Raw genomic sequence first — 21,651 nt, forward strand, 5'->3', positions numbered from 1 at the left:
ACGTTCAACGCTCCTCGACGAAGCCGAGATAACGCTCGGCCGAGCGGCGCACGGCCGCCGCGCCGTCCGTGTGGACGACACGGTTCCACCAGCCGCCGTAGACCCGGTCGAACGCGTACGGCTCCAGGAGCGACAGGGCGCGGCGCACGGTGTGCGGGCGTTCGGGGATGTAGTTGGGATAGCTGTACATGAAGCTCACCCAGCGACGGTCCTGGACGACCTGGACGATGTCGCCCGAGAACAGGGCGCCGTCGCCGCCCGACCAGTGCAGCACCTGGCCGCCCGCGAAGTGCACTCCCGCGTTGATCAGCGTCAGGTCGTCGGCGATCTGGTGGGTGTCGCCCTCCCAGAGGACCACGGCGTCGTCGGGGCGGGCCACCCACTGACGGTCGGCGGCGTGGATGTAGACCGGGACGTCGCCGAAGGCCCGCGACCATTCGATCATGGAGCCGTAGAAGTGGGGGTGGCTGATCGCGATGGCCGCCAGCCCGCCCAGCTCTCTGATCTCGGCGATCAACTGGTCGTCCAGGTAGGAGACCATGTCCCACATGACGTTGCCCGCCGGTGTGCGGACGAGGAGGGCGCGCTGGCCGATGGCCGTGGGCGGGGCGGTGCCGACGCCCACCACGCCGGGGCCCTCCTCCGCCACACGTCCGCGATGGCCCTCGTCCGCCAGCCCGGCCAGGGTCGTCCACTGCTGGCCGTCCCACCCCACGTACTGACGTTCGTCGTCGCAGATCGGGCAGTCGGTGCGCGGCTCGCCGTACTGGACGCCGCAGGTGCGGCAGATGGGCAGGTCGGACGGCATCTGTCCAGCCTAGGGCCGGCGGGCGGCGTCCTCCAGGACCCGGCGCGCGTCGCGCTCGAACGACGCCCGTGCCCCGAGCGTGAGCAGGCCGCCCACCACCATCGGGATCACCAGCAGGTACATGCCGGACACCAGCGAGCCGAGCCGGTCCGAGGCGATGCCGACGATGAGCGAGCCGAAGGCGCCGCCCGCCGTGATGAGCAGTTGCAGCACCGCGAAGCCGAGACCCCGCGAGGCGGCCGGCACCACGTCGGCCACGCACGCCATCATGTTGGGGATCGCGATCGACATCAGGGAGCAGGCCAGCAGCACGAGCGCCGTCAGCGCGCCGATCGAGTCCGTCGACAGCGCGAGCGCCAGCACCAGTGAGCCCGCGGTGATGCCGCCGCCGCCCGCGAGCAGCCGGCCGCCCTTGCGGCTGCCGTGCCACTTGCGGCCCAGCCACGAGCCCACCAGGGTGCCCGTCAGCGTGCCCGCGACCGTGATCAGGCCGCTCAGCGAGCCGGCGGTGCCCACGCCGACGTCGAAGCCGCGCACCATGAGCGTGGGCAGCCAGTAGAAGATGCCGGCCAGGCCGAGAGTGAGGAAGGACAGCCCGACGCAGACGAAGATCAGCGTGGGGATGGCCAGCACCTGCCTGAACTGCCGCCGGAACGGCGGCTTCGGCTCCGCCGCGGGTGTGGCGGGGGCGGCCTCGCCCTGGGCCACCAGCCGGTCCAGCTCGCCGCGGCGCGGCTCGCGCAGGAACCAGACCAGCAGTGCCGTGAGAACTCCGGGGACGACCATGACGAGGAACGCCGTACGCCACGAGAACATCTCGGCCAGCACGCCGCCGAGCAGCGTGCCGATGCCGCCGAGGTAGGTGGTGACGCGGGTCAGCCCGTACGCCTTGGCGCGGCTGACCGGCGGGTAGTAGTCGGCGAGCAGGCTGCCCGCGGCCGGGTTGTCGATGTTCTCGGCCGCGGCCAGGAGCACCCGCATCAGGTAGAAGATGACGAAGCCGGTGGCCAGGCCGGAGCCGAGCGTGGCGATGGCCCAGACGAAGACGACCACCGTGATGATCCGCGTACGGCTGAACCGGTCGGCCAGGTAGCCGGCGGGCAGCGAGACGATCGCGGCGGCCAGGGCGGCGGCCGTCGGGATGGAGCCGGCGGCGGTGTCGCTGAAGCCCCATTCGCGCTGGACGAGGGGGAGCACGCCCGACAGGAGGTTGTGCTCGATGCGGTCGACGAGTCCGACGATGAACAGAACGATCAGCGGTGCCCAGCCGAATGGCGCGCGAGCCTGCGCGTCGATGGCGCCGGCGCGTGGCGAGCCCAACGTACCGACCATGTCCACCCTTTCCCTAGGGAACTCTAGAATCGCGTTCTAGGGCGACGTTCTAGCCAGGGTGGCAGAAGTCACAGCATTCGTAAATGGGGGATATCGCGGAAATTTCGTGATCGGTCGGCTCCGGTACGGTGCTCGCATGGTCAAGGGAGCGTTGCTGGTCGCGGGCACCACGTCCGACGCGGGCAAGAGCGTCGTCACCGCCGGCATCTGCCGCTGGCTCGCCCGCCGGGGCGTCCGCGTCGCGCCCTTCAAGGCCCAGAACATGTCGCTCAACTCGTACGTCACCGCCGAGGGCGCCGAGATCGGCCGGGCACAGGCCATGCAGGCGCAGGCCGCCGGCGTCGAGCCCGTCGCGGAAATGAACCCCGTCCTGCTCAAGCCGGGCAGCGACCGCCGCAGCCAGGTCGTGCTCATGGGCAACCCGGTCGCCGACGTCGACGCGATGGAGTACGGCGCGCTCAAGGACCTGCTCCGCACCACGGCGCTGGAGGCGCTGGGCAGGCTCAGGAAGCAGTACGACGTGGTGGTGTGCGAGGGCGCGGGCAGCCCCGCCGAGATCAACCTGCGCCGCGGCGACATCGCCAACATGGGCCTGGCCAGGGCCGCGAACCTGCCCGTGATCGTGGTCGGCGACATCGACAGGGGAGGGGTGTTCGCCGCGTTCTACGGCACGGTGGGGCTCCTGGACGCCGCCGACCAATCCCACATCGCCGGCTTCGTCGTGAACAAGTTCCGCGGCGCCCCCGAGCTGCTGCAGCCCGGCCTCGACATGCTCGGACGCCTGACCGGACGCCCGGTCTACGGCGTGCTGCCCTGGCTCGACGGGCTCTGGCTCGACGTGGAGGACTCGCTGGCCCTCGACGGCCGCAGGGTCGCCGCCGGCCCGCCGCACGGCCGGCAGACCCTGCGGGTGGCAGTCGTACGGCTGCCCAGGATCTCCAACTTCACCGACCTGGACGCCCTGGCCGCCGAGCCGGGGGTGGTGGTGCGTTTCGTGACCGACCCGGTCGAGCTGGACGACGCCGACCTGGTGGTGCTGCCCGGATCCCGGGCCACGGTTGACGACCTGGCGTGGCTGCGCGCGACCGGCCTGGCGGCGGCGATCAGCGAGAGGGAGGGGCCCGTGCTGGGTATCTGTGGCGGGTTCCAGATGCTCGGGCGGGAGATCGTCGACACGGTCGAATCAGGCGCGGGCCGGGTCGAAGGGCTGGGGCGGCTGCCGGTGTGGGTCGAGTTCGCGCCGGAGAAGCGGCTCGGCCGGCCGGAGGGCGCCGCGTACGGGCAGCCCGTACGCGCGTACGAGATCCATCACGGCCGGGCGGCCGTGGAGGGAGGCGAGCCGTTCCTCGACGGGTGCCGGGCCGGGCACGTCTGGGGCACCACCTGGCACGGCGCCCTGGAGAACGACGGGTTCCGCCGCGCCTTCCTGGCCGACGTGGCCGATCGCGCGGGGCGGGCGTTCGTCCCGGCTCCGGGCACCGACTTCGCCCGGCTGAGGGAAGCGCGGCTCGACGCGCTCGGCGACCTCGTCGAGCGGCACCTCGACACCGCCGCCCTGCTCCGGCTCATCGAGCACGGCCCTCCCGAGGTGCCCGTCCTGCCCCCAGGCGCCCCCTGATCCACCAGGGTGAGGACGCTCACGGTTCGTCAACCGCGCCGCGGACAAGGCCCAGGTCCAGGCGGCCACCTCGGTTCGGCGGTGTCCAGGTCTGTCAGGGCAGGAGGAGGAGCTTGCCCGTCGTACGGCGGGCAGCGAGGTCCTCGTGGGCCTGCCGCGCCTCGGCCAGCGGGTAGCGGCGCGAGATGTTGATAGCGAGCTGCCCCGCCGTGATCCAGCCGAACAGGTCGGACGCGCGCCACAGCAGCTCCTCGCGTGCCGCGACGTGGTGCACGAGGGTGGGCCTGGTGAGGAAGAGCGAGCCCTGCTTGTTGAGCGTCTGGGGGTCGAGCGGCGGGACCGGGCCGCTGGCGGCGCCGTACAGGGCCATGAGGCCGCGCGGCCGCAGCACCTCCAGCCCGCCGTCGAACGTGGCCTTCCCGACCCCGTCGTACACGACGTCGATCTTGCCGCGCAGGGCGTCGGTGAAGTCGTCGTACCGCAGCACCTCGTCGGCGCCCGCCTGCCGGGCCAGCTTGGCCTTCTCGTCGGTGGAGACCGTCGTGTGGACCTTGGCGCCCTTGAGCTTGGCCAGCCGGATCAGCAGCTGGCCCATGCCGCCCGCCCCGGCGTGAACGAGCACCTGGTCGCCCTCGCGCACCTCGTGGGTGGAGTGGGTCAGGTAGTGGGCGGTCATCCCCTGGAGCATCGCCGCCGCCGCCGCGTCGGCCGGCACGCCGTCGGGCACCGGCACCGCACGGGCCGCCGGCACCACCACCTTGCCGCTGTAACTTCCCATGACGTCAGCCCAGGCCACGGTGTCGCCCACGGAGAGGTCACGCACGCCTGGCCCCACGGCCGAGACCGTGCCGGCGCCCTCCATGCCGATGGACGTGGGAAGGTTGAGCGGGTAGGCGCCGGAGCGATGGTAGATGTCGATAAAGTTGACCCCGGCGGCGGCGACGTCGACCACGACCTCGCCCCCACCCGGCACCGGGTCGGGACGCTCGGCGTATTCGAGAACCTCTGGGCCGCCCTGGGCGGAAACGACGATGCTCTGCATGCCCCTAGTCAACTCCCTCACCGCCCCTCCGATTCCAACCGGCCCTGACCGTGTCGCCGCGACGGGAACGGCCCCCACCCGGAACCGGCTGGGAGGTCAGGCCGGCCGGTGCTGGGGACATGCGGGCCAGGGCGCCCGCTTCCAGCGCCACCCAGATCGCCCCGTCGGGCCCGACCGTCAGCCCGTGCGGCTCGCCCTTGCGTACGCCGTCAGGCCCATGGGCGAGATCCTCGGGAAGGCAGGGGAGCGGATGGTGGTCGATGACGCCGTCGATCGTGATACGGCCGAGGCGGCCGGCGGCCCATTCGGTGAACCAGAGGGCGCCGTCGGGGCCGGTGATGATGGCGTGCGGGCGGGCCTCCCGGTCGGGAAGGGCGAACTCGCTGATGTCGCCCGCGGTGTCGATCCGGCCGATCTGGCCCGCGCCGATCTCCACGAACCACAGCGCCCCGTCGGGCCCCAGCGTGATGCCGACCGGTGCGCCGCCCTCCGTGGGGAGCGGGTGAACGGTCACCTCGCCCGTCATCGACACGCGGCCGATCGCGTTGCCCTGGTTGATCGTGAACCAGAGGGCGTCGTCGGGCCCCACCGTGAGCAGGGCCGGCATGCCGCCCTCCACCGGCACCTGGAACTCGCTCAGCGTCCCGTCGGCCGCGATGCGCCCGATCCTGCCGCTCCGCATCTGGGTGAACCACATGGCCCCGTCGGGGCCGGCGACGATGCCGTAGGGGGAGTCGGCCGCGTGCGCCGTGACCTGCCCGCCGGCGGTGATGCGGCAGACTCGCCCGCCCTTGCCCTCGGTGAACCACAGGGCTCCGTCGGGCCCCGGCGTGATCACGGTCGGCAGGCCGTCGGCCGGGTCGAGCTGGTGGATCACCGGCTCCTCGCCGGGCACCAGTCTGCCGACGCGCCCTTCGTGGACGAGCGTGAACCACAGGGCTCCGTCCGTCCCCGTCGTGATGCCGTACGGTGCGCCGGCGCTGATCCTGGTCAACATATGGTTCCCCCCATGAGTTCGATTGCGTCGCCTCGGAAGCGCCGGGTGAGGGCGCGGTCGTGTGACACCACGACGAGCGTGCCGTCGTAGGCGTCGAGCGCCTGCTCCAGCTCCTCGGCCAGCACCGGCGACAGGTGGTTGGTCGGCTCGTCGAGCAGCAGCAGGTCGTGCTCCCGCCCCAGCAGCCTGGCCAGCGCGAGCCTGCGCTGCTGCCCGACCGACAGGGCGCCCACCTTCTGGCCGAGAGTGTGTGGCCGGAAGAGGCCGGTGGCCAGCAGGGCGGCCCGGCGCTCGTCGGCGTGGCCGAGGCCGTAGGCGTCGAGCACGGTCTGGCCCGGGTCGAACGTGACCTCCTGCGGCAGGAACCCGACCCTGCACCCGACTGTGCACCCGGCGTGCTCGGCGATGGTCTGCAGCAGCGTGGACTTGCCCGCGCCGTTGGGGCCCCGGACCAGCAGGCGGTCACCGGCCCTGATCGTCAGCGCATCGACCCGCAGCCGCTCGCCGACCCGTACGTCGCGCAGCTCCACGACCACGCGGGCCACCGCGCCGCCATGCTCGCCCGCCGCGGCCCCGGCCGGGCCGGAGGAGACGTGTGCCGTCGGCGCGGTCTCATGCTCGCCCACCGCGGCCCCGGCCGCGCCGGAAGGGATGTGTGCCGCCGGCGCGCCGCCGAAGGCGCCGCGGAAGCGCAGCGGCTCCGGCGGGCGGGGAACCGGGTCGGCCTCCAGCCGGCGCAGCCGCTCGTGGGCGTTGCGGACCCGGCTGGCGACCGAGCTCTGCACCCGCCCGGCGTCGCGGTCGTAGGCCACCTTGTTGTTGTCGCGCATCATCCGCCCGGCGGCCACCCGGTGCGCCGTGGTGGCCGCGCGCTCGCGCACCTGGCGCACCTCCTCGCACCACGCCGCGTAGGACTGCTCCCAGCGCGCCCTGGCCGCCGCCTTGGCGGCGAGGAAACCGGTGTAGCCGCCGCCGAACCGGGTGATGGCGCCCCGCTCGACCTCGAGCACCGCCGTCGCCACCCGGTCGAGGAAGATCCGGTCGTGGGACACGGCGACCACCGCGCCCCTGTGCTCGCGCAGGCGGTCTTCGAGCCAGGCGAGCGCCGGCGCGTCGAGGTGGTTGGTCGGCTCGTCGAGCAGCAGCACGCGGGGCGAGGCCGCCAGCACGCAGGCCAGGCCGAGCCGCGCCTGCTCGCCGCCCGACAGGCTCGACAACACCCGGTCGCGGCCCACGTGGGCCAGGCCGAGCCCGTGGAACGCCTTGTCCACCCGCGCGTCCGCCTGGTAGCCGCCGCGCAGTTCGTACGCGGTGAGCAGCTCGCCGTACTCGCCCATGACCTCGTCGGTGAGCGACGACTCCAGCTCGCGCATCCGGCGCTCCATGGCGCGCAGACCGGCCAGCGCGGCGTCGATCGCCTGCTGCACCGTGTGGGACGGCGGCAGGCCGAGCGTCTGGCCGAGGTAGCCGGCGTCGTCGGGCACGGTGACCTCGCCGTCGTCGGGCGCCTCGACCCCGGCCAGCAGCCGGAGCAGCGTGGACTTGCCCGAGCCGTTGTCGCCGACGACGCCCGCCCGTTCGCCGGGGCCGACGGACATGGATGCGCCGACGAGCACGGCACGGTCGCCGTAGGTCTTGGAAACTTTGCGGAGGCTGATCAGGATAGAACTCCAATCGCAACTGCTGTAGCTTTAGTGTGGCATGCGGGGGACAGTTAATGCAACTGGAGTAGATTTTGCAGTCGAACAAGCGTCCAGGAGGGCGGAGCGCGCGCGTGCGCGACGCCGTACGCAGGGCGACGCTCGCCGAGCTGGGCGAGCGCGGCTACGCGGGCTTGACGGTGGAGAACATCGCCGAGCGGTCAGGGGTGCACAAGACGACGGTCTACCGGAGATGGGGCAACGTCGAAGGGCTGATCTCCGACGCTCTCGAGCTGGCCACGGACGAGCCGTGGCCCGTCCCCGACACCGGTTCGATCGAAGGCGATCTGCGGGGCATCGTGCAGTTGGTGCGCACCGGGTTCGACGATCCGGAGCTGGGGCCGGTCTCGTCGGCGTTCGTGGCGGCCGCCATGCAGAATCCCGGCGCGGCGCGGGCGCTGCACGACTTCTTCGAGGCGCGGCACGAGCAGTCGGCCGAGGTGGTCCGGCGGGCGATCACGCGGGGGGAGCTGCCCGACCTCATCGACGTGCGCGAGGTGATCAGGGTCGCGGTCGCCCCCGTCTACTACCGGCTGTTCGTCGCGCACGAGCCGGTGACAGAGCAGGACGCCGACCGCGCCGCCGACGCCGCGCTCGCCGCCGCCCGCGCCGGCGTCCTCTGAGCGAGGCCACGGCCCGCTGGATGGGCGCGCTCAGGGCTCCTTCTGGGCGCGCAGCTCGAAGTCGTCGAACGTCGTCTTCAGCAGCGACGTGCCGTCCTTCGCCGTACGCGCGAACAACCCCACATGGCCGTTGCCGATTCCGTTGGGGTCGTCCACCTGGTGCACCCGCTGGTCGTTCACCCACATCGTCAGCCGCACCACCGTCCCCCGTTGCTCGCACGACGCCACGATGCGGGCGGGCTTGCCGGGCAGCCCGTCGACCTGCACCGGCTGGGCCAGCGTGCCGCCGGCGCCGTCGAAGATGCGCCGGATCCTGGCCTGCCCCTTCGTGTCGAGCCCGAACTCGTAGTAGGTGTCGTCCTCGGGGTTGTGGCAGTAGACGCCGTACTCGCCGGCGCCCGCCGACTTCTTGACCTCGGAGGTGACGGCGACCACGACGGACGACGGCAACATCGGCGTGGGCGTGGCCGAGGGGGCGGGCGTGGTCGTGGGCTCGGCGATGAGGAAGGGGATGGGCGCCTCCGCCCAGCGCTCCTCGTTGTACTTCTCCACGTCCAGCCCGTAGGTGCCGTCCGTGCGGTATCCGTAGCTGGAGCTCTGGTCCGGGTCGTAGGTGCCGTTCCAGCCGCCGGTGGTCTGCGTGAAGTCCTCGCGGTAGAGGACGCGCAGGTCGTCGGGCGGCCCATCGGGGCCGAGCAGCGCCCACGCGGTCACCCCGCCGGCCACGACCAGCGCCGTGGCCGCCGCGATCCCCGCGATCAGCTTGCCGCGCCCCTTCGCCGCGCCCGGCCGCACGCCGGTGTAGGCGGCGGTGGCGGCCTGCTGCCAGGTCACCTGTACGGTCTGCGCCGCCTGCTCCGGCGCGGCCGAGCGCCCGACGAGATGGTCGAGCAGCTGCTGCGCGGTCGGCTGGGCGGCCGGGTCCTTCCGCAGCGCGGCCCCGACCAGCTCGCGCAGGCCGGGTTCGACGGCGTCGAGGTTCGGCTCGGTGTTGAGGACCTGGTAGACGATCGACGGCAGCGTGTCGCCGCCGAAGGGCGCCCGCCCGCTGGCCGCGTACGCCACCAGGCACCCCCACGAGAACACGTCGCAGGCCGGCGACACCGGATCGCCGCGCAGCACCTCGGGGGCCATGTAGCGGGGTGTGCCGACCAGCTCGCCGGTGCCCGTGACGCCGCCGAGCGTGTCGAGCGCCCGCGCGATGCCGAAGTCGATCACCCGCGGGCCGACGGGGGACAGCAGCACGTTGGACGGCTTGAGGTCTCTGTGCACGACCCCGGCGCCGTGGATGGCGGTGAGCGCGGTGGCGACGCTGACGGCCAGCGCGTCGAGGCTGGACCCGCGCAGGGGCCCTGACCGGTGTACGGCCTCCTCGAGGTTGGGGCCCGGCACGTATTCGGTGACGACGTAGAGCTGGTCGCCGTCGAGAGCGGCCTCGATCACCGCGGCCGTGCAGAACCTGCGCACCCGCCGGGCCGCGTCGGCCTCCCGGCGGAACCGCATGCGGAACTGCTCGTGCTGGGTGAGCTCCGGGTTGATCACTTTGACGGCGACGCGCTGCCCGGCGGGATCCTCGGCCAGGTGGACCGTGCCCATCCCGCCTCGGCCCAGCACGTTCAGCAGCCGGTAGCGCCCGATCTGGGATGTTTCACCGCTCACGGCGCGCTAGCTTACCGATACCGGCCTGCTCGGCCCAGATCCGCACAAATCCCGTGTGCGCCGCACGTCCCCATGGGGAGGCGTTCCCTTCCCCCGTTCGAGGGAAGAAGGGCCGCCTCGGGGGCAGGGGCGAACGACTTGCGTTTCGAGCGCTGAGAACATATGTTCGATAGGTAAGCGCCCGTCTTCCCCCGGGCGGCTCCACATACAGACCAGAGCCGCGGGGAGAAGCGTCTTGAGCAGACTCTATGGCGATCCGATAGAGGTGTGGACCAGAGACGGGGAGCCGACCCAGTTCGTCTGGCGCGACCGCCTCTATCTCGTGCGCCGGATCCTCGACCACTGGGTGGTCGCGCGCGAGTGGTGGAAGACCGGCGAGGGCGATCCGGGCGAGCGCCGGTTCTGGCGGGTCGAGGCGGGCCCCGGCCGCGAGGCAGGCTCCTACGAGCTGCGCTACGACACCGCCGGCAACGGCTGGCTGCTGCTGAGGGCGTGGGACTGATGGCGCCCCCGTTCCCGCACCTCAACGTGTGCTCGGCCTACTCCATGCGCTACGGCACCGCCTTCCCGCGCGCGCTGGCGAGCCGGGCGGCCGAGCACGGCATGGACATCCTTGCGCTGACCGACCGCGACGGGCTCTACGGCGCGATCAAACACGTCCAGGCGTGCGCCGAGGCCGGCATCGCGCCGGTGCTCGGCGTGAACCTCGCGCTCGACGTCCCGGCGCCCAGCCTGCTGCCGGGGCTTCCGCCACCCCGCCGTCCCAGGACCGGCCCCGGCGCGGAGGACCGCGTCACGGTGCTGGCCCGCGGGGGCGGCTGGTCCCGCCTGTGCCGCCTGGTCACGGCCGCCCACCACGCCGGCGAGCGGGGCGAGCCCAGGCTGACCCGCGAGCTGGCCGGCGAGTGGGCGGGCGGGCCGGGCGGCGAGCACGGGTTCGGCGCCGACGACGGGCTCGTGGTGCTGCTCGGCCCCAGGTCCGACGTGGGCCGCGCGGTGGCCGAACGCCGCGACGAGCAGGCCAGGACGCTGCTCGGCCTGTGGCGCGCCGCGGTGCCCGGCGTGGTGATCGAGCTGGTCGACCAGTACGGCTTCCGCGACGCCATCACGGCCGTGCGCATGCTCGGGCTGGCCGAGTCGATGGGCGTGCCGGCCGTGCTGACCAACGCCGCCCGCTACCTCGATCCGGCCGACCACCAGGTCGGCGACGTGCTCGACGCGGCCCGCCAGCTCGTCCCGCTGCACCCTCGTCACCTCGACCGCACCACCTCCCATGCCTACCTCAAGAGCGGCAAGGAGATGGCGCAGGTCGCGGCCAAGGTCTGCGGCGCCGACCAGGAGCGGGTGGCGAAGGTGCTGGCCACCACCAGGCGGCTGGCCGAGGCGTGCGCCATCGACCCGGGCCGGCTGCTCGCGCTCCGGAACGACCCGCCCGACCTGCACCTGCCCGAGATCGGCCGCGACCCGGTGCCGCTGCTGCGCCACCGCGTCGAGGACGGCCTGCTCGCGCGCGGCCTCGACCGCTCCGCCGAGGCCAGGCGGCGCGTCCAGGACGAGCTGGCCATCATCGAGAAGAAGCGCCTGTCCGGATATTTCATCGCTGTGGCCGGCATCACCGACATGATCCGCGGCATGGGCATCCGCTGCGCCATCCGCGGCTCGGGAGCGGGCAGCCTGGTCAACCACCTCATCGGCATCGGAGAGGTCAACCCGCTCGACCACGGCCTGCTCATGGAGCGTTTCCTGTCGGAGGGCCGCATCGGGCTGCCCGACATCGACATCGACGTCGAGTCGGCCCGCCGCCTCGACTGCTACAAAGCCATCTTCGAACGCTACGGCGAGGCGCGCGTGGCCTGCGTGTCCATGATGGAGACCTACCGGGCGCGCAGCGCCATCCGCGACGTCGCCGGCGCGATGGGCCTGCCGCCGCACGAGATCGACGCCATCGCCAAGGCGTTCCCGCACATCAGGGCCAAGCAGATCACCGCGTCGCTGAACGACCTGCCCGAGCTGCGCGAGAGCCGGCTCGGCGACGCGGGGCTGGAGCGGGTGTTCCGGCTGGCGGAGAAGTTCGACGGCCTGCCCAGGCACATCGCGCTGCACCCGTGCGGCGTGCTGGTCGGCAACGCGGGGCTGCGCGACAGGACACCGGTGGAGCGCAGCCTGCTGGAGTTCCCGATGTCGCAGTTCGACAAGGAGGACGTCGAGGAGGCCGGGCTGCTCAAGCTCGACGTGCTGGGCGTGCGGATGCAGTCGGCGCTGGCGTACGCGCTGGGCGAGATCAAGCGGGTGGACGACGTCGTGGTCGAGCTGGACACCCAGCGAGGGGACGACCCGGAGGCCCAGTACGTCCCCCACGACGACCAGGACACCTACGACATGATCAGCGCCGGCCGCACCCTCGGCTGCTTCCAGATCGAGTCGCCCGGCCAGCGTGAGCTGGTCGCCAAGCTGGAGCCGCGCAGGATGCACGATCTGATCGTGGACATCTCGCTGTTCCGCCCTGGCCCGGTCAACTCCGACATGGTCACCCCCTACCTGGAGGCCAGGCACGGGTGGCGCAAGCCGCACTACCCGCACGAGAGGCTGCGGGGGGCGCTGAAGGAGACGCACGGCGTCGTGGTGTTCCACGAGCAGGTGCTCAAGATCATCTCGGTGATGACCGGGCGCGACCTGTCGTTCGCCGAGCTGCTGCGGCGCACCCTGGACACCCCGGAGGGGCGCGAGCGGGTACGCAGGACGTTCGTGCCCATGGCCAGGGCCAACGGGTTCGGCGACGCGGCCGTCGAGCGGGCCTGGAAGGTGCTGGACGCGTTCGGGGCGTTCGGGTTCTGCAAGGCGCACGCGGCGGCGTTCGCGCTGCCCACCTACCAGTCGGCCTGGCTGAAGCGGCACCACGCGGCGGCGTTCTTCGCCGGCGTGCTCACGCACGAGCCCGGCATGTACCCACCGCGCGTCATCATCGACGAGGCCAGGCAGTGCGGCGTCAAGATCCTCCCGCTGGACGTCAACCGGTCGGGCAAAGACTGGCTGGTCGAGCGGCTCGGGCCGCGCGTGCAAGTGCGCGTGCGCCCGTCCGAGCTGGGCGACGGCCCGGCCAGGCGGCGGGGCTTCCACCAGGAGGAGATCGGCAAGGGGTACGCGTTGCGGGTGCCGTTCTCGGCGGTCAAGGGGGTGAGCGAGGCGGAGGTCGAGCGGATGGTCGCCGGCCAGCCGTACACCTCGCTGGCCGACTTCTGGGACCGCGCCCGGCCCTCCCGGCCCACGATCGAGCGGATCGTCCAGGTCGGCGGCCTGGACGCGCTCCACGACCTGCACCCCGGCGGGCCCCGCTGGCGTCCGGGCGAGCTGACCCGCCGCGACCTGATCGCCCAGGTCGGCGCGCTCGACCGGGCCTCGGCGATCGGCGTGCGGGCGGGCCCGCGCAGGTCCAGGCGCTACGCCGCCCCACCCTCCCGGGAGGAACACCCGTCCGTGCAGCTCCCGCTCGGTTTCGGCGAGCACCTCCCGCCGGGCGAGCTGCCCGAGATGACCGAGACCGAGATGGTCGAGGCCGAGCTGGAGATCCTGGGCATCGACGTCAGCCGGCACGTCATCAGCTTCCACGACGAGCTGCTCGACGCGCTCGGAGTGGTACGTTCCAGAGACCTTCTCGCCCAGCGCAACGGCGCGGAGGTGCTGGTCGCGGGGGTCAAGGTGGCGACCCAGACGCCTGCCGTGCGCTCGGGCCAGCGGGTCATCTTCGCCACGCTCGACGACTCGACGGGGCCGGTCGACCTGACGTTCTTCGAGTCGGTGCAGGGGCGGTGCGCGTCGATCGTGTTCGGCTCGTGGCTCATGCTGGCCAGGGGAGTGGTCAGGCGCACGGGCACGCGGGCGGTGTCGATGCGCGCGGTCGACTGCTGGAACCTGGTGGATCTCGACGCGCTCTGGCGCTCCCAGGGCATCGAGGCGGTCCGCGCCGTCATCACCCGGACCCCGGACGACCGCGCTGGGGTCGGAGGCCGCGCCATCGAATATGCCAACGGGTTCAGGCTCTCGCCCTACTCCGACCTCGGCCCGGCCGTCACCGAACCGCCCAGGCGGCTCTGGCACGCCAGCCCCGGCAGCTCAGGCCCCACGGCCGCCTAGGCCGATGTCTCCTGAAGAACGATCAGCGGACCGGAGTCGCAAAGGAGCGGTTTCATGCACTTCGCCGGGCGGAGTCGATAGCCTCGACGATCATTCGGTCGCGGTGCGCCTCAGCCATGATCTCGCGGTATCTGGACGAGAGGCCAGGCTGGTCGATGCTGGCCAGGCCGACCCACGGAAAACGTCGCCGGACAGCCTCGAGATCGATGAGTTCCTCAGGGTCCATGACTGTCAATCTAGACGATACGGTTCTCACTCGCCCGATTCGCTGTGAAGAGAATGTCTGCTCTTCGCTCATGGTGCGCTACTTTACGTGATGGCACCAGCAGGAGACGACGGAATTGACGTTCCCGGTTCTAGCCCGTGCGTCCGATCGGGGTGGAGCCGGAGGCCGGGCGGGGTTGGGGAGCGAAGGCGCGTACGGTGCCGGGCTCCGCCGGCAGGGGAACGCGGGGACCCCGCTGGAGCCGGGTGAGCTCGCGTACGGTGGCCGCGCACAGCAGGGCGGCCAGTGCCGAGCAGGACAGCTCCAGCATCCCCACCCCCGTCAGGTCGAGCTCCGACGAGCCGAGCGGCAGCCGCACGGTCACCAGCGCCAGCATGGCCAGCCAGCTCAGCCACCAGCCCGTCAGCAGCGCCAGCCACCGGCCGCGGCGGCCGGCGGGCGGCCGGGCGCCGCGCCACACCTCGTCGACCAGCACCGCGGGGGCGATCAGGTTGACGCCGGGGATCAGCCAGGCGGCCGCCACGGGACCGGTGGCGGCCGAGCGGTCGTTGGCCTGCCTGGCCCGCACGAGCCAGGTGACGTAGGCCGCGGCGACCGCGACGGAGGTGCCCGCCACCAGCATCATCAGCACCGCGAACACCGTCACCGCCCCGACCACGGCCTCCGCGTCGGCCCCTGTGGGCCGGCCGCCGAACGCGGCGAGCTGGACGGCGAGGTCGCGGCCCCGCGCCTGCTCGAAGATCACGAGAGCGCCGATGGAGAGGACCTGGGCGACCAAGGTCACGTGTACGGCAAGGGCGGCTCTCGCGGGCGATGCCTGGGTGTGGCGCACGTTGTTCTCCCCCATGGCCATGCGCTGAGGTTCTGACTCACTTGTATCCCGCCAGCCCTTCGCTTAATCAGCTCACCACGCCGGATTCCCACGCCCACGCCGCGATCTCCACCCGGTTCCTGACGCCGAGTTTGGCGAAGATGCTGCCGAGGTGCGTTTTGACCGTCGACAGCGACACGAACAGCTCCGCGGCCACCTCCTGATTCGTGCGTCCCCTGGCGATCAGGCGCACGACGTCCAGCTCTCGCCCGGTCAGCGGGTCGTTCACGGGGGCCGGGGCCGGCCGGGGCCGGGCCACGTGCTGGAGCAGCCGTACGGTCACCGACGGCGACACCAGCGCGTCGCCCGCCGCCGCGGCCCTGACGGCTTCGATCAGCAGCGCGGGCCCGCTGTCCTTGAGCAGGAACCCCGTCGCGCCGGAGCGCAGCGCTCCGTAGACGTACTCGTCCAGGTCGAAGGTGGTGACGATGACGACCCGCAGCGGGTTCTCCACGCCCGGGCCGGCCAGGACGCGGGTCACCTCGAGGCCGTCGAGCTTGGGCATCCTGATGTCGAGCAGGCACACGTCGGGCCTGAGTCGGCGGGCCTCCGCCACGGCCTCGGCGCCGTCGGCCACCGCGGCCACGACCTCCATGTCCGGTTGTGCGTCCAGAATCATCTGGAAGCCGGTGCGTACCAGTTGCTGATCGTCGGCGATGAGAACCCGAATAGTCACGCACCAACTCTAGAGATCGGCCGTTCGGCCGATGCGGTCCTGGCCGCCCGGCCGATCCGCGGCACCCCCTGCCGGCCCGAGGCTGGACGCCATGAACGACGTACTTGTTGGACGAGCCCTGGCCAAGAGGTTCGGGCAGACGGTCGCCCTGGGCGGCGTGGACCTCGCGGTACGAGCCGGCGAAGCTGTGGCGATCATGGGCCCGAGCGGGTCCGGCAAGTCGACGCTCCTGCACTGCCTGGCCGGGATCATGAAACCGGACTCGGGCGAGGTGCACCTGCTCGGCCAGCGCATCGACGCCATGTCCGAGCGCCGGCGCAGCGCCCTGCGCCGCACCCGCTTCGGCTTCGTCTTCCAGTTCGGCCAGCTCCTGCCCGAGCTGCCCGCCGAGGAGAACGTGGCGCTCCCGCTCATGCTGGACGGGGTGCCGCGAGCGCAGGCCGTGCGCCGGGCGCGCGAGTGGTTCGGGCCGCTCGGCCTGCGGTCCATGGAGACCAGGCGGCCCGGTGAGCTGTCCGGCGGCCAGGCGCAGCGGGTGGCCATCGCCAGGGCGCTGGTGAGCAAGCCGGCCGTGGTGTTCGCCGACGAGCCCACGGGCGCGCTCGACCAGCGGACCGGCCACGACACGATGCGGCTGCTCGCGGAGGCGGCCAGGCACAACGACGCCTCCCTGATCGTCGTCACCCACGACCCGGACGTGGCCGCGTGGTGCGACCGCACGGTCGAGGTGCGCGACGGCCTGCTCCTGCCGGACGGGGTGCGCGCGTGAACCTCGGCCTGACCTGGCGGCTGCTGAAGGGCGGCGGCAAGGGAATGCTCGGCACCTGGCTCACCCTGGGCGCCGTCGCCGTGTCCACGGCGCTGCTGCTGTTCGCCGTGGCCGCGAACTTCGCCTTCGAGGCCAGGGGCGAGCGCGGCGCCTGGCGCAACCCGGTCCCCGCGGCGTCCGGCGCGGTGGCCGTCCAGGCGTCCCGTTTCGACTACGTACGCGACCAGGCGATCACCGTCGTCGACCTGGGCGCGCTCGGCCGGGCGGCGCCCGCGCCTCCCGGCATGCCGCGCTTCCCCGCCCCTGGCGAGGTGTGGCTCTCACCCGCGCTGGCCGAGCTGGCCGCGCGGCTGCCCGCGGCCGAGCTCGCCGGCCGGTACCCCGATCCCGCCGGCGTGCTCGGCGACGAGGCGCTGATCCATTCGGACGAGCTCGTCGCCGTCGTCGGCCACGAGCCTGACGCCCCCGCGCTGACCGCCGCCCGCAGTGCCGACTGGGTCATCGCCAAGCCGCCGGTCAAGGTGGCCGACGTGGCGGGCACGCCGAGCGAGGACTCGGAGGCGTACCGGGTGCTCGCGCTCATCGCGAGCGTGCTCATGGTGGTGCCGCTGCTGGTCTTCGGCGGCGCCGCGGCCAGGCTCACCGTGGCCAGGCGTGACCGGCGGCTGGCCGCGCTGCGCCTGGTCGGCGCGACGCCGGGGCAGGTCGTCGCCATGACCGTGGCGGAGGCGATGATCGTCGCGCTGGCCGGCGCCCTCGTGGGGACGGTCGCGTTCGCCCTGGCCGTGCCGTTGCTGGCGGGCATCGAGATGCAGGGCGGCCCGTGGTTCGCCGCGGACCTGTTCCCCGGCCCGCTGGTCCTGGCCGCGGTGCTGGTCGCGGTGCCGCTGCTGGTGGGGCTCTCCGCGGTGATCGGGCTGCGGCGCGTCGTGGTGAGCCCGCTCGGCGTGGCCAGGCGGGAGACCCCGCCCGCCATGCGGTTCGTACGGGTGCTCGCCCTGCTGGCGGCGCTGGCCGTGTTCCCCATGCTGAGCCGGGACTCCAGCGTCGCGATCGTCGCCGCGGCGCTCGGCCTGGCGTTCCTCTGCGTCAACCTGGCCGGCCCCTGGGTGGTCGGCATGATCGGCAGGATCACGGCCGCGAGCGCGCGCGGGCCCGCCCGGCTGCTGGCCGGCCGGCGGCTGGTGGACGACCCGCGCTCGGCCTGGCGCACGGTGAGCGGCGTGGCGCTGACCGGGTTCGTGGCGGGCTTCCTCGGCCTGCTCAGCCCGGGGGCGTTCGAGGGCGAGGCGGGGCCGCCGCAGCTCCGGGTCACCGCGCCCGCCGGGCAGGCGGCGAAGGTGACCGGGCAGGCCCGCGAGCGGCTGGCGACGGCCAAGGTACCGGCCACCGTGAAGGCGTCGGACGGGGTCGTCGTCGCGGCCCTGGGCAGCACCGCCGACGCGGCGACCGTCGATCGGGCGCGCACCGCGCTCGCCGGGCTCGTCCCCGGCCGCACCCCCACGACGAAGGACGACGACCAGCGGTTCGGCGCGCAGATCCTGGCCGACGTCCGCGTCGGCACGGTCGTCGTGCTGTCGGTGTCGTTCCTCGTGGCCATCGCCAGCGCGGGCATCACGGCCGCGTCGGCGATCCTGGACCGGCGGCAGACGTACGGGCTGCTGCGCCTGGCGGGCACGCCGCTGGAGGTGCTCGACAGGGCCCGCCGCGCCGAGACGCTCATCCCACTGGCGGTGATGGGCGGCGGGGCGATCCTGGTGGGGGTGTTCTGCGCGACGCCGTTCATGCCGGGCGGGATCAGCACGGTGGGCGCGGTCACGCTGCTCGCCTGCGTCGCGGTCGGCTTCGCCGGCGTGATCGGGGCGGGGGCGCTGAGCCGGCCGCTGCTGCGGTCGGTCACCACCGACCCGGCGCCCCGTCCCGACTGACCGGCGTTCCCGTAGGGCTGTCAGCCCAGCACGAGGTCGCGCACCAGCTTCAGCGAGGGCTCGTCGCGCGGGCCCATGACCAGCAGGCTCGTGACGGGGCTGGCGCGCCAGAGCTCCAGGCGTTCCTTGATCCGGCCGGGCGGGCCGACGAGCGAGATGCCGTCGGCCAGCTCGTCCGGGATCGCCCGGAACGCCTCGTCCTTCTTCCCGGCCAGGTAGAGCGACTGGATGTGCTCGGCGGCCTCGGCGTACCCCATCCTGCCGATGATGTCGGCGTGGAAGTTGCGCTGCTTCGCCCCCATACCGCCGATGTAGAGGGTCAGCATCATCTTCACGCCGTCGAGCGCGGAGCGGACGTCGTCGGAGATCACCACCATCACCATGGCCGCCACGTCGAAGCCCGCAGGGGCGCCCGCCAGCGACGCGCCGTACATCTCCTCGATCTTGGAGGGGAACGCGAACAGCGGCAGCCAGCCCTGGGCGACCTCGGCGGCCAACGCCACGTTCTTCGGGCCCTCCGCCCCCAGGTAGACGGGGATGTCGGGGCGGAGCGGATGGGTGATGAGCTTGAGCGGCTTGCCCAGCCCGCCCGCGAGCGGCAGCGGGTAGTGCGGGCCGTCGCTGGTGACCGGCTCCTCGCGGCGCCAGACCCTGCGCATGATCTCGACGTACTCGCGGGTCCTGGCCAGCGGCTTCGCGAACGGCTGGCCGTACCAGCCCTCCACGACCTGCGGGCCCGACGCGCCCACGCCGAGCAGCAGCCGGCCGCCGGTGAGGTGGTCGAGGGTCATCGCCGTCATCGCCGTCGTGACGGGCGGCCTGGCCGAGATCTGGGCGATCGAGGTGCCCAGCCTGATGCGGCTGGTGCGCGCGCCGTACCAGGCCAGCGGGGTGAAGACGTCGCTGCCGTACGCCTCCGCGGTCCACACCGAGTCGTAGCCGAGCCGCTCGGCGGCGAGCACCGACTCCGTCGCGTCGTCGGCGCCGCGCTGCCAGTAACCGAGATTCAGACCGAGCTTCATGATCCACCTCCGGAGGTACATTCCATTCACCCCGGGGCGCTCCTCCGTGTCAACGGACATCTCAGGGGAAGTGGACGCCTGTGCTGAAGGCTCTGTCACGACTCGTCTGCCTGCTGCTTCTCCTGCCGGCGGGCGCGATGGCGACGGCCGAGGGCGGCTCCCGGCCGAACATCGTGTTCGTGCTGGCCGACGACCTCGAAACCGGGACGCTCGGCTATTTCCCGAACATCACCCGGCATCTCGTTCACCGGGGCGCCTCGTTCGAGCGGTATTTCGCGACCAATCCCTGGTGTTGCCCGTCGAGGGCGTCGACGCTGCGCTCGCAGTACGTCCACAGCCATCGCGTATGGACCAACACCGCGCCGGAAGGCGGCTTCGACCGCTTTCATCAGCAAGGGCTGGAACGTTCCACGGTCGGGACCTGGATGAAGCAGGCCGGCTACCGCACCGCCCTCATGGGTAAATATCTCAATCACTATCCCGGCGCCACGGCCCAGGAGACGTACGTGCCGCCAGGCTGGGACGAGTGGGCCGTGCCGGTGCGCGAGCTCTACCAGGAGTACGGCTACCGGCTCAACGAGAACGGCCGCGTGGCCGACTACGGCTGGTCGGAGAACGACTACCTGACCGACGTGCTGTCCCGCAAGGCCCGCGACTTCGTCACGAAGTCGAAGCAGCCGTTCTTCCTCTACCTGGCGCCCATCCCGCCGCACAACCCGGCCAACCCCGCGCCCCGGCACGCCGGCGCCTTCCCCGCCGCCAAGGCGCCGCGGACCCCGTCGTTCGACCAGAAGGACGTCAGCCGCGAGCCGCTGTGGGTGCGCGAGCTGCCGAGGATCGGGCCGGCCGGCGAGGAGCGGATCGACGAGCGGTTCCGCGCCAGGCTGCGGGCCATGCTCGGCGTGGACGACCTCGTCGGCTCGCTGGTGAAGACCCTGCGCGAGTCGGGCAAGCTCGACGACACCTACCTCTTCTTCGCCTCCGACAACGGCTTCCACCTGGGCACTCACCGGCTCAAGCGAGGCAAGACCACCCCGTTCGAAGAGGCGGTCAGGGTGCCGCTCGTCGTCCGCGGCCCCGGCGTGGCCGCGGGCTCCAGGGTCTCCTCGCTGACCTCCGTGGTGGACCTGCCGGCGACGTTCGCCGCGCTGGGCGGGGCCCCGCTGCCGCCGTTCGCCGAGGGGCGCTCGCTGGTGCCGCTGCTCGGCGGCCGGCCGCCGGCGCAGTGGCGCAGGAACGTGCTCGTCGAGTTCACCAGGCCGGCCGACAGGGCGTCGGCCCGGCAGACCCCGGTGCCGGGCTATCGGGCGTTGCGCACGGAGCAGTACACCTATGTCCGGTACGACACGGGGGAGCGGCAGCTCTACGACCTGCACGAGGATCCGTACCAGCTGGACAACCTCGCGGGGAGTGCCGATCCCGCGCTGGTGGCCGGTCTGGAGCGGCGGCTGCAGGCGATGACGGCCTGCTCGGGCGCCACCTGCCGGCAGGCGGACATGGCTCAGTGATCGAACAACGACGGATACGCGTGCGCCAGGTGCTCCGAGACCGCCCTGGCGGCCTCCTCCGCGTCGCCGGCCTCGATGGCCCGAAGGATGCGTACGTGACCGGCACGCAGGATCGTGGTGTCCCCGAGGCGTTCGACCGCTTCGACCGCGTACCTCCGCATCGAGTCGCGTAGCGAGCGCATGATGGCCGCGATGAGCCGGTTGCCGGACGCGTCCGCGATCGCGCAGTGGAAGGCGGTGTCGTGCTCCACGAACTCCTCCGCCGTTCTCGCCCCGTCCATGCCGGAAAGCGCGGCGGCCAGCGCGGACGTGCCGGCCCGTGCCGAGGCCGCGTGGGAGGCGGCCCACTGCTCGATCATGTGCCGGGCGTCGATCACCTCGCGCAGCTCCAGGCCCGCCATGCCGAGGTGCAGCCGGAGCAGGTCGGTCAGCGCCGTGTCGGGGCGGGAGGTCAGCACCGCGCCCGCGTCGGGGCCCCGGCCCACCTGCGAGGACACCACGCCGAGCGACTCCAGGACGCGCATGGCCTCGCGTACGGACGACCGGCTGACGCCGAGCTGCTCGGCCAGCTGGCGTTCGGCGGGCAGCCGGTCGCCCGCGGTGAGGCCGTCCTCCGCGATGCGCCGCTCGATCTGGGCGAGCACGTCCTCGAACGTCCGCGTCCGCTTCACGGGACGCCAGCCGCCGTCGTCCAACGGAACCTCCCCATGGTGGCCGGAAAGAGTGTAGTTCGATATGGTC

At 72.5% G+C, this 21,651-nt stretch carries 18 protein-coding genes; 7 read left to right on the plus strand and 11 right to left on the minus strand.

Features of this window, described 5'->3' with window-relative positions; all coding sequences use genetic code 11:
• Positions 1–4: 4 nt before the first annotated feature.
• Positions 5–808, minus strand: a complete 804-nt coding sequence (locus ABGA98_RS40910; protein ID WP_347623862.1) for an MBL fold metallo-hydrolase — start codon at positions 806–808, stop codon at positions 5–7.
• Positions 809–817: 9 nt separating this feature from the next.
• On the minus strand, positions 818–2,140 hold the full coding sequence (locus tag ABGA98_RS40915; RefSeq protein ID WP_347623863.1) for an MFS transporter: 1,323 nt from the start codon (positions 2,138–2,140) through the stop codon (positions 818–820).
• A 136-nt stretch (positions 2,141–2,276) separates the two neighbouring features.
• Between ABGA98_RS40915 and ABGA98_RS40920 the strand changes: the two genes are divergently transcribed.
• Positions 2,277–3,758 carry a cobyric acid synthase gene (locus tag ABGA98_RS40920; protein ID WP_347623864.1) on the plus strand — a complete coding sequence of 494 codons (1,482 nt, stop codon included), beginning with the start codon at positions 2,277–2,279 and terminating at the stop codon, positions 3,756–3,758.
• Between the two features lie 94 nt (positions 3,759–3,852).
• Here the strand turns inward: ABGA98_RS40920 and ABGA98_RS40925 are convergent, their stop codons facing one another.
• Genes ABGA98_RS40925 through ABGA98_RS40935 form a run of 3 tightly spaced genes read right to left on the minus strand, consistent with a single transcriptional unit; the run spans position 3,853 to position 7,395 of the window.
• Positions 3,853–4,800, minus strand: coding sequence for a quinone oxidoreductase (locus tag ABGA98_RS40925; RefSeq protein WP_347623865.1), 948 nt, complete (start codon positions 4,798–4,800; stop codon positions 3,853–3,855).
• A 4-nt stretch (positions 4,801–4,804) separates the two neighbouring features.
• Positions 4,805–5,797, minus strand: coding sequence for a virginiamycin B lyase (locus ABGA98_RS40930; RefSeq protein ID WP_347623866.1), 993 nt, complete (start codon positions 5,795–5,797; stop codon positions 4,805–4,807).
• Positions 5,791–7,395 (minus strand): ABC-F family ATP-binding cassette domain-containing protein, encoded by a 1,605-nt coding sequence (locus ABGA98_RS40935; protein ID WP_347623867.1) that lies wholly within the window; start codon positions 7,393–7,395, stop codon positions 5,791–5,793. Before ABGA98_RS40935 ends, ABGA98_RS40930 begins: the two co-directional genes overlap by 7 nt.
• A gap of 176 nt (positions 7,396–7,571) precedes the next feature.
• Here ABGA98_RS40935 and ABGA98_RS40940 point away from each other — a divergent pair, with 176 nt between their 5' ends.
• A complete protein-coding gene (locus ABGA98_RS40940; protein WP_347623868.1) occupies positions 7,572–8,120 on the plus strand; it encodes a TetR/AcrR family transcriptional regulator in 549 nt (182 codons plus the stop codon).
• Between the two features lie 30 nt (positions 8,121–8,150).
• Here ABGA98_RS40940 and ABGA98_RS40945 read toward each other — a convergent pair whose 3' ends face one another.
• Positions 8,151–9,779 (minus strand): protein kinase, encoded by a 1,629-nt coding sequence (locus tag ABGA98_RS40945; protein WP_347623869.1) that lies wholly within the window; start codon positions 9,777–9,779, stop codon positions 8,151–8,153.
• A gap of 235 nt (positions 9,780–10,014) precedes the next feature.
• Between ABGA98_RS40945 and ABGA98_RS40950 the strand changes: the two genes are divergently transcribed.
• A complete protein-coding gene (locus ABGA98_RS40950) occupies positions 10,015–10,281 on the plus strand; it encodes a DUF6504 family protein (RefSeq protein ID WP_347623870.1) in 267 nt (88 codons plus the stop codon).
• A complete protein-coding gene (dnaE, locus tag ABGA98_RS40955; RefSeq protein ID WP_347623871.1) occupies positions 10,281–13,910 on the plus strand; it encodes a DNA polymerase III subunit alpha in 3,630 nt (1,209 codons plus the stop codon). The genes ABGA98_RS40950 and dnaE overlap by 1 nt, the downstream gene beginning before the upstream one ends.
• Before the next feature lie 52 nt (positions 13,911–13,962).
• Here the strand turns inward: dnaE and ABGA98_RS40960 are convergent, their stop codons facing one another.
• From ABGA98_RS40960 to ABGA98_RS40970, 3 genes are all read right to left on the minus strand, one after another.
• On the minus strand, positions 13,963–14,136 hold the full coding sequence (locus tag ABGA98_RS40960) for a hypothetical protein (protein WP_347623872.1): 174 nt from the start codon (positions 14,134–14,136) through the stop codon (positions 13,963–13,965).
• 130 nt (positions 14,137–14,266) lie between these two features.
• Positions 14,267–14,989 (minus strand): DUF4328 domain-containing protein, encoded by a 723-nt coding sequence (locus ABGA98_RS40965; RefSeq protein ID WP_347623873.1) that lies wholly within the window; start codon positions 14,987–14,989, stop codon positions 14,267–14,269.
• 46 nt (positions 14,990–15,035) lie between these two features.
• Positions 15,036–15,683 carry a response regulator transcription factor gene (locus ABGA98_RS40970; protein WP_347623874.1) on the minus strand — a complete coding sequence of 216 codons (648 nt, stop codon included), beginning with the start codon at positions 15,681–15,683 and terminating at the stop codon, positions 15,036–15,038.
• Positions 15,684–15,774: 91 nt separating this feature from the next.
• Here ABGA98_RS40970 and ABGA98_RS40975 point away from each other — a divergent pair, with 91 nt between their 5' ends.
• Positions 15,775–16,452 carry an ABC transporter ATP-binding protein gene (locus ABGA98_RS40975; protein ID WP_347623875.1) on the plus strand — a complete coding sequence of 226 codons (678 nt, stop codon included), beginning with the start codon at positions 15,775–15,777 and terminating at the stop codon, positions 16,450–16,452.
• Entirely contained in the window at positions 16,449–18,380 is a 1,932-nt protein-coding gene (locus ABGA98_RS40980) for an FtsX-like permease family protein (protein ID WP_347623876.1), read from the plus strand. The genes ABGA98_RS40975 and ABGA98_RS40980 overlap by 4 nt, the downstream gene beginning before the upstream one ends.
• Positions 18,381–18,400: 20 nt before the next feature.
• On the opposite strand, the gene ABGA98_RS40985 is transcribed toward ABGA98_RS40980, so the two are convergent.
• Entirely contained in the window at positions 18,401–19,402 is a 1,002-nt protein-coding gene (locus ABGA98_RS40985; RefSeq protein ID WP_347623877.1) for an LLM class F420-dependent oxidoreductase, read from the minus strand.
• Positions 19,403–19,482: 80 nt separating this feature from the next.
• On the opposite strand from ABGA98_RS40985, the gene ABGA98_RS40990 reads away from it, so the two are divergent.
• Positions 19,483–20,910, plus strand: coding sequence for a sulfatase (locus ABGA98_RS40990; protein ID WP_347623878.1), 1,428 nt, complete (start codon positions 19,483–19,485; stop codon positions 20,908–20,910).
• Here ABGA98_RS40990 and ABGA98_RS40995 read toward each other — a convergent pair.
• Positions 20,904–21,605 carry an FCD domain-containing protein gene (locus ABGA98_RS40995; protein WP_347623879.1) on the minus strand — a complete coding sequence of 234 codons (702 nt, stop codon included), beginning with the start codon at positions 21,603–21,605 and terminating at the stop codon, positions 20,904–20,906. The two genes, ABGA98_RS40990 and ABGA98_RS40995, sit on opposite strands and share 7 nt — an antisense overlap.
• Between the last annotated feature and the right edge of the window lie 46 nt (positions 21,606–21,651).

It is taken from the genome of Nonomuraea sp. B1E8 (assembly GCF_039871515.1).
GTDB lineage: Bacteria > Actinomycetota > Actinomycetes > Streptosporangiales > Streptosporangiaceae > Nonomuraea.

What these genes read in the sequence shown, in the direction of transcription:
- ABGA98_RS40910 (WP_347623862.1), bottom strand. Translation starts at nt 808, where the DNA reads ATGCCGTCCGACCTGCCCATCTGCCGCACCTGCGGCGTCCAGTACGGC.
- ABGA98_RS40915 (WP_347623863.1), bottom strand. Translation starts at nt 2,140, where the DNA reads ATGGTCGGTACGTTGGGCTCGCCACGCGCCGGCGCCATCGACGCGCAG.
- ABGA98_RS40920 (WP_347623864.1), top strand. Translation starts at nt 2,277, where the DNA reads ATGGTCAAGGGAGCGTTGCTGGTCGCGGGCACCACGTCCGACGCGGGC.
- ABGA98_RS40925 (WP_347623865.1), bottom strand. Translation starts at nt 4,800, where the DNA reads ATGCAGAGCATCGTCGTTTCCGCCCAGGGCGGCCCAGAGGTTCTCGAA.
- ABGA98_RS40930 (WP_347623866.1), bottom strand. Translation starts at nt 5,797, where the DNA reads ATGTTGACCAGGATCAGCGCCGGCGCACCGTACGGCATCACGACGGGG.
- ABGA98_RS40935 (WP_347623867.1), bottom strand. Translation starts at nt 7,395, where the DNA reads ATGTCCGTCGGCCCCGGCGAACGGGCGGGCGTCGTCGGCGACAACGGC.
- dnaE (WP_347623871.1), top strand. Translation starts at nt 10,281, where the DNA reads ATGGCGCCCCCGTTCCCGCACCTCAACGTGTGCTCGGCCTACTCCATG.
- ABGA98_RS40960 (WP_347623872.1), bottom strand. Translation starts at nt 14,136, where the DNA reads ATGGACCCTGAGGAACTCATCGATCTCGAGGCTGTCCGGCGACGTTTT.
- ABGA98_RS40965 (WP_347623873.1), bottom strand. Translation starts at nt 14,989, where the DNA reads ATGGCCATGGGGGAGAACAACGTGCGCCACACCCAGGCATCGCCCGCG.
- ABGA98_RS40975 (WP_347623875.1), top strand. Translation starts at nt 15,775, where the DNA reads ATGAACGACGTACTTGTTGGACGAGCCCTGGCCAAGAGGTTCGGGCAG.
- ABGA98_RS40985 (WP_347623877.1), bottom strand. Translation starts at nt 19,402, where the DNA reads ATGAAGCTCGGTCTGAATCTCGGTTACTGGCAGCGCGGCGCCGACGAC.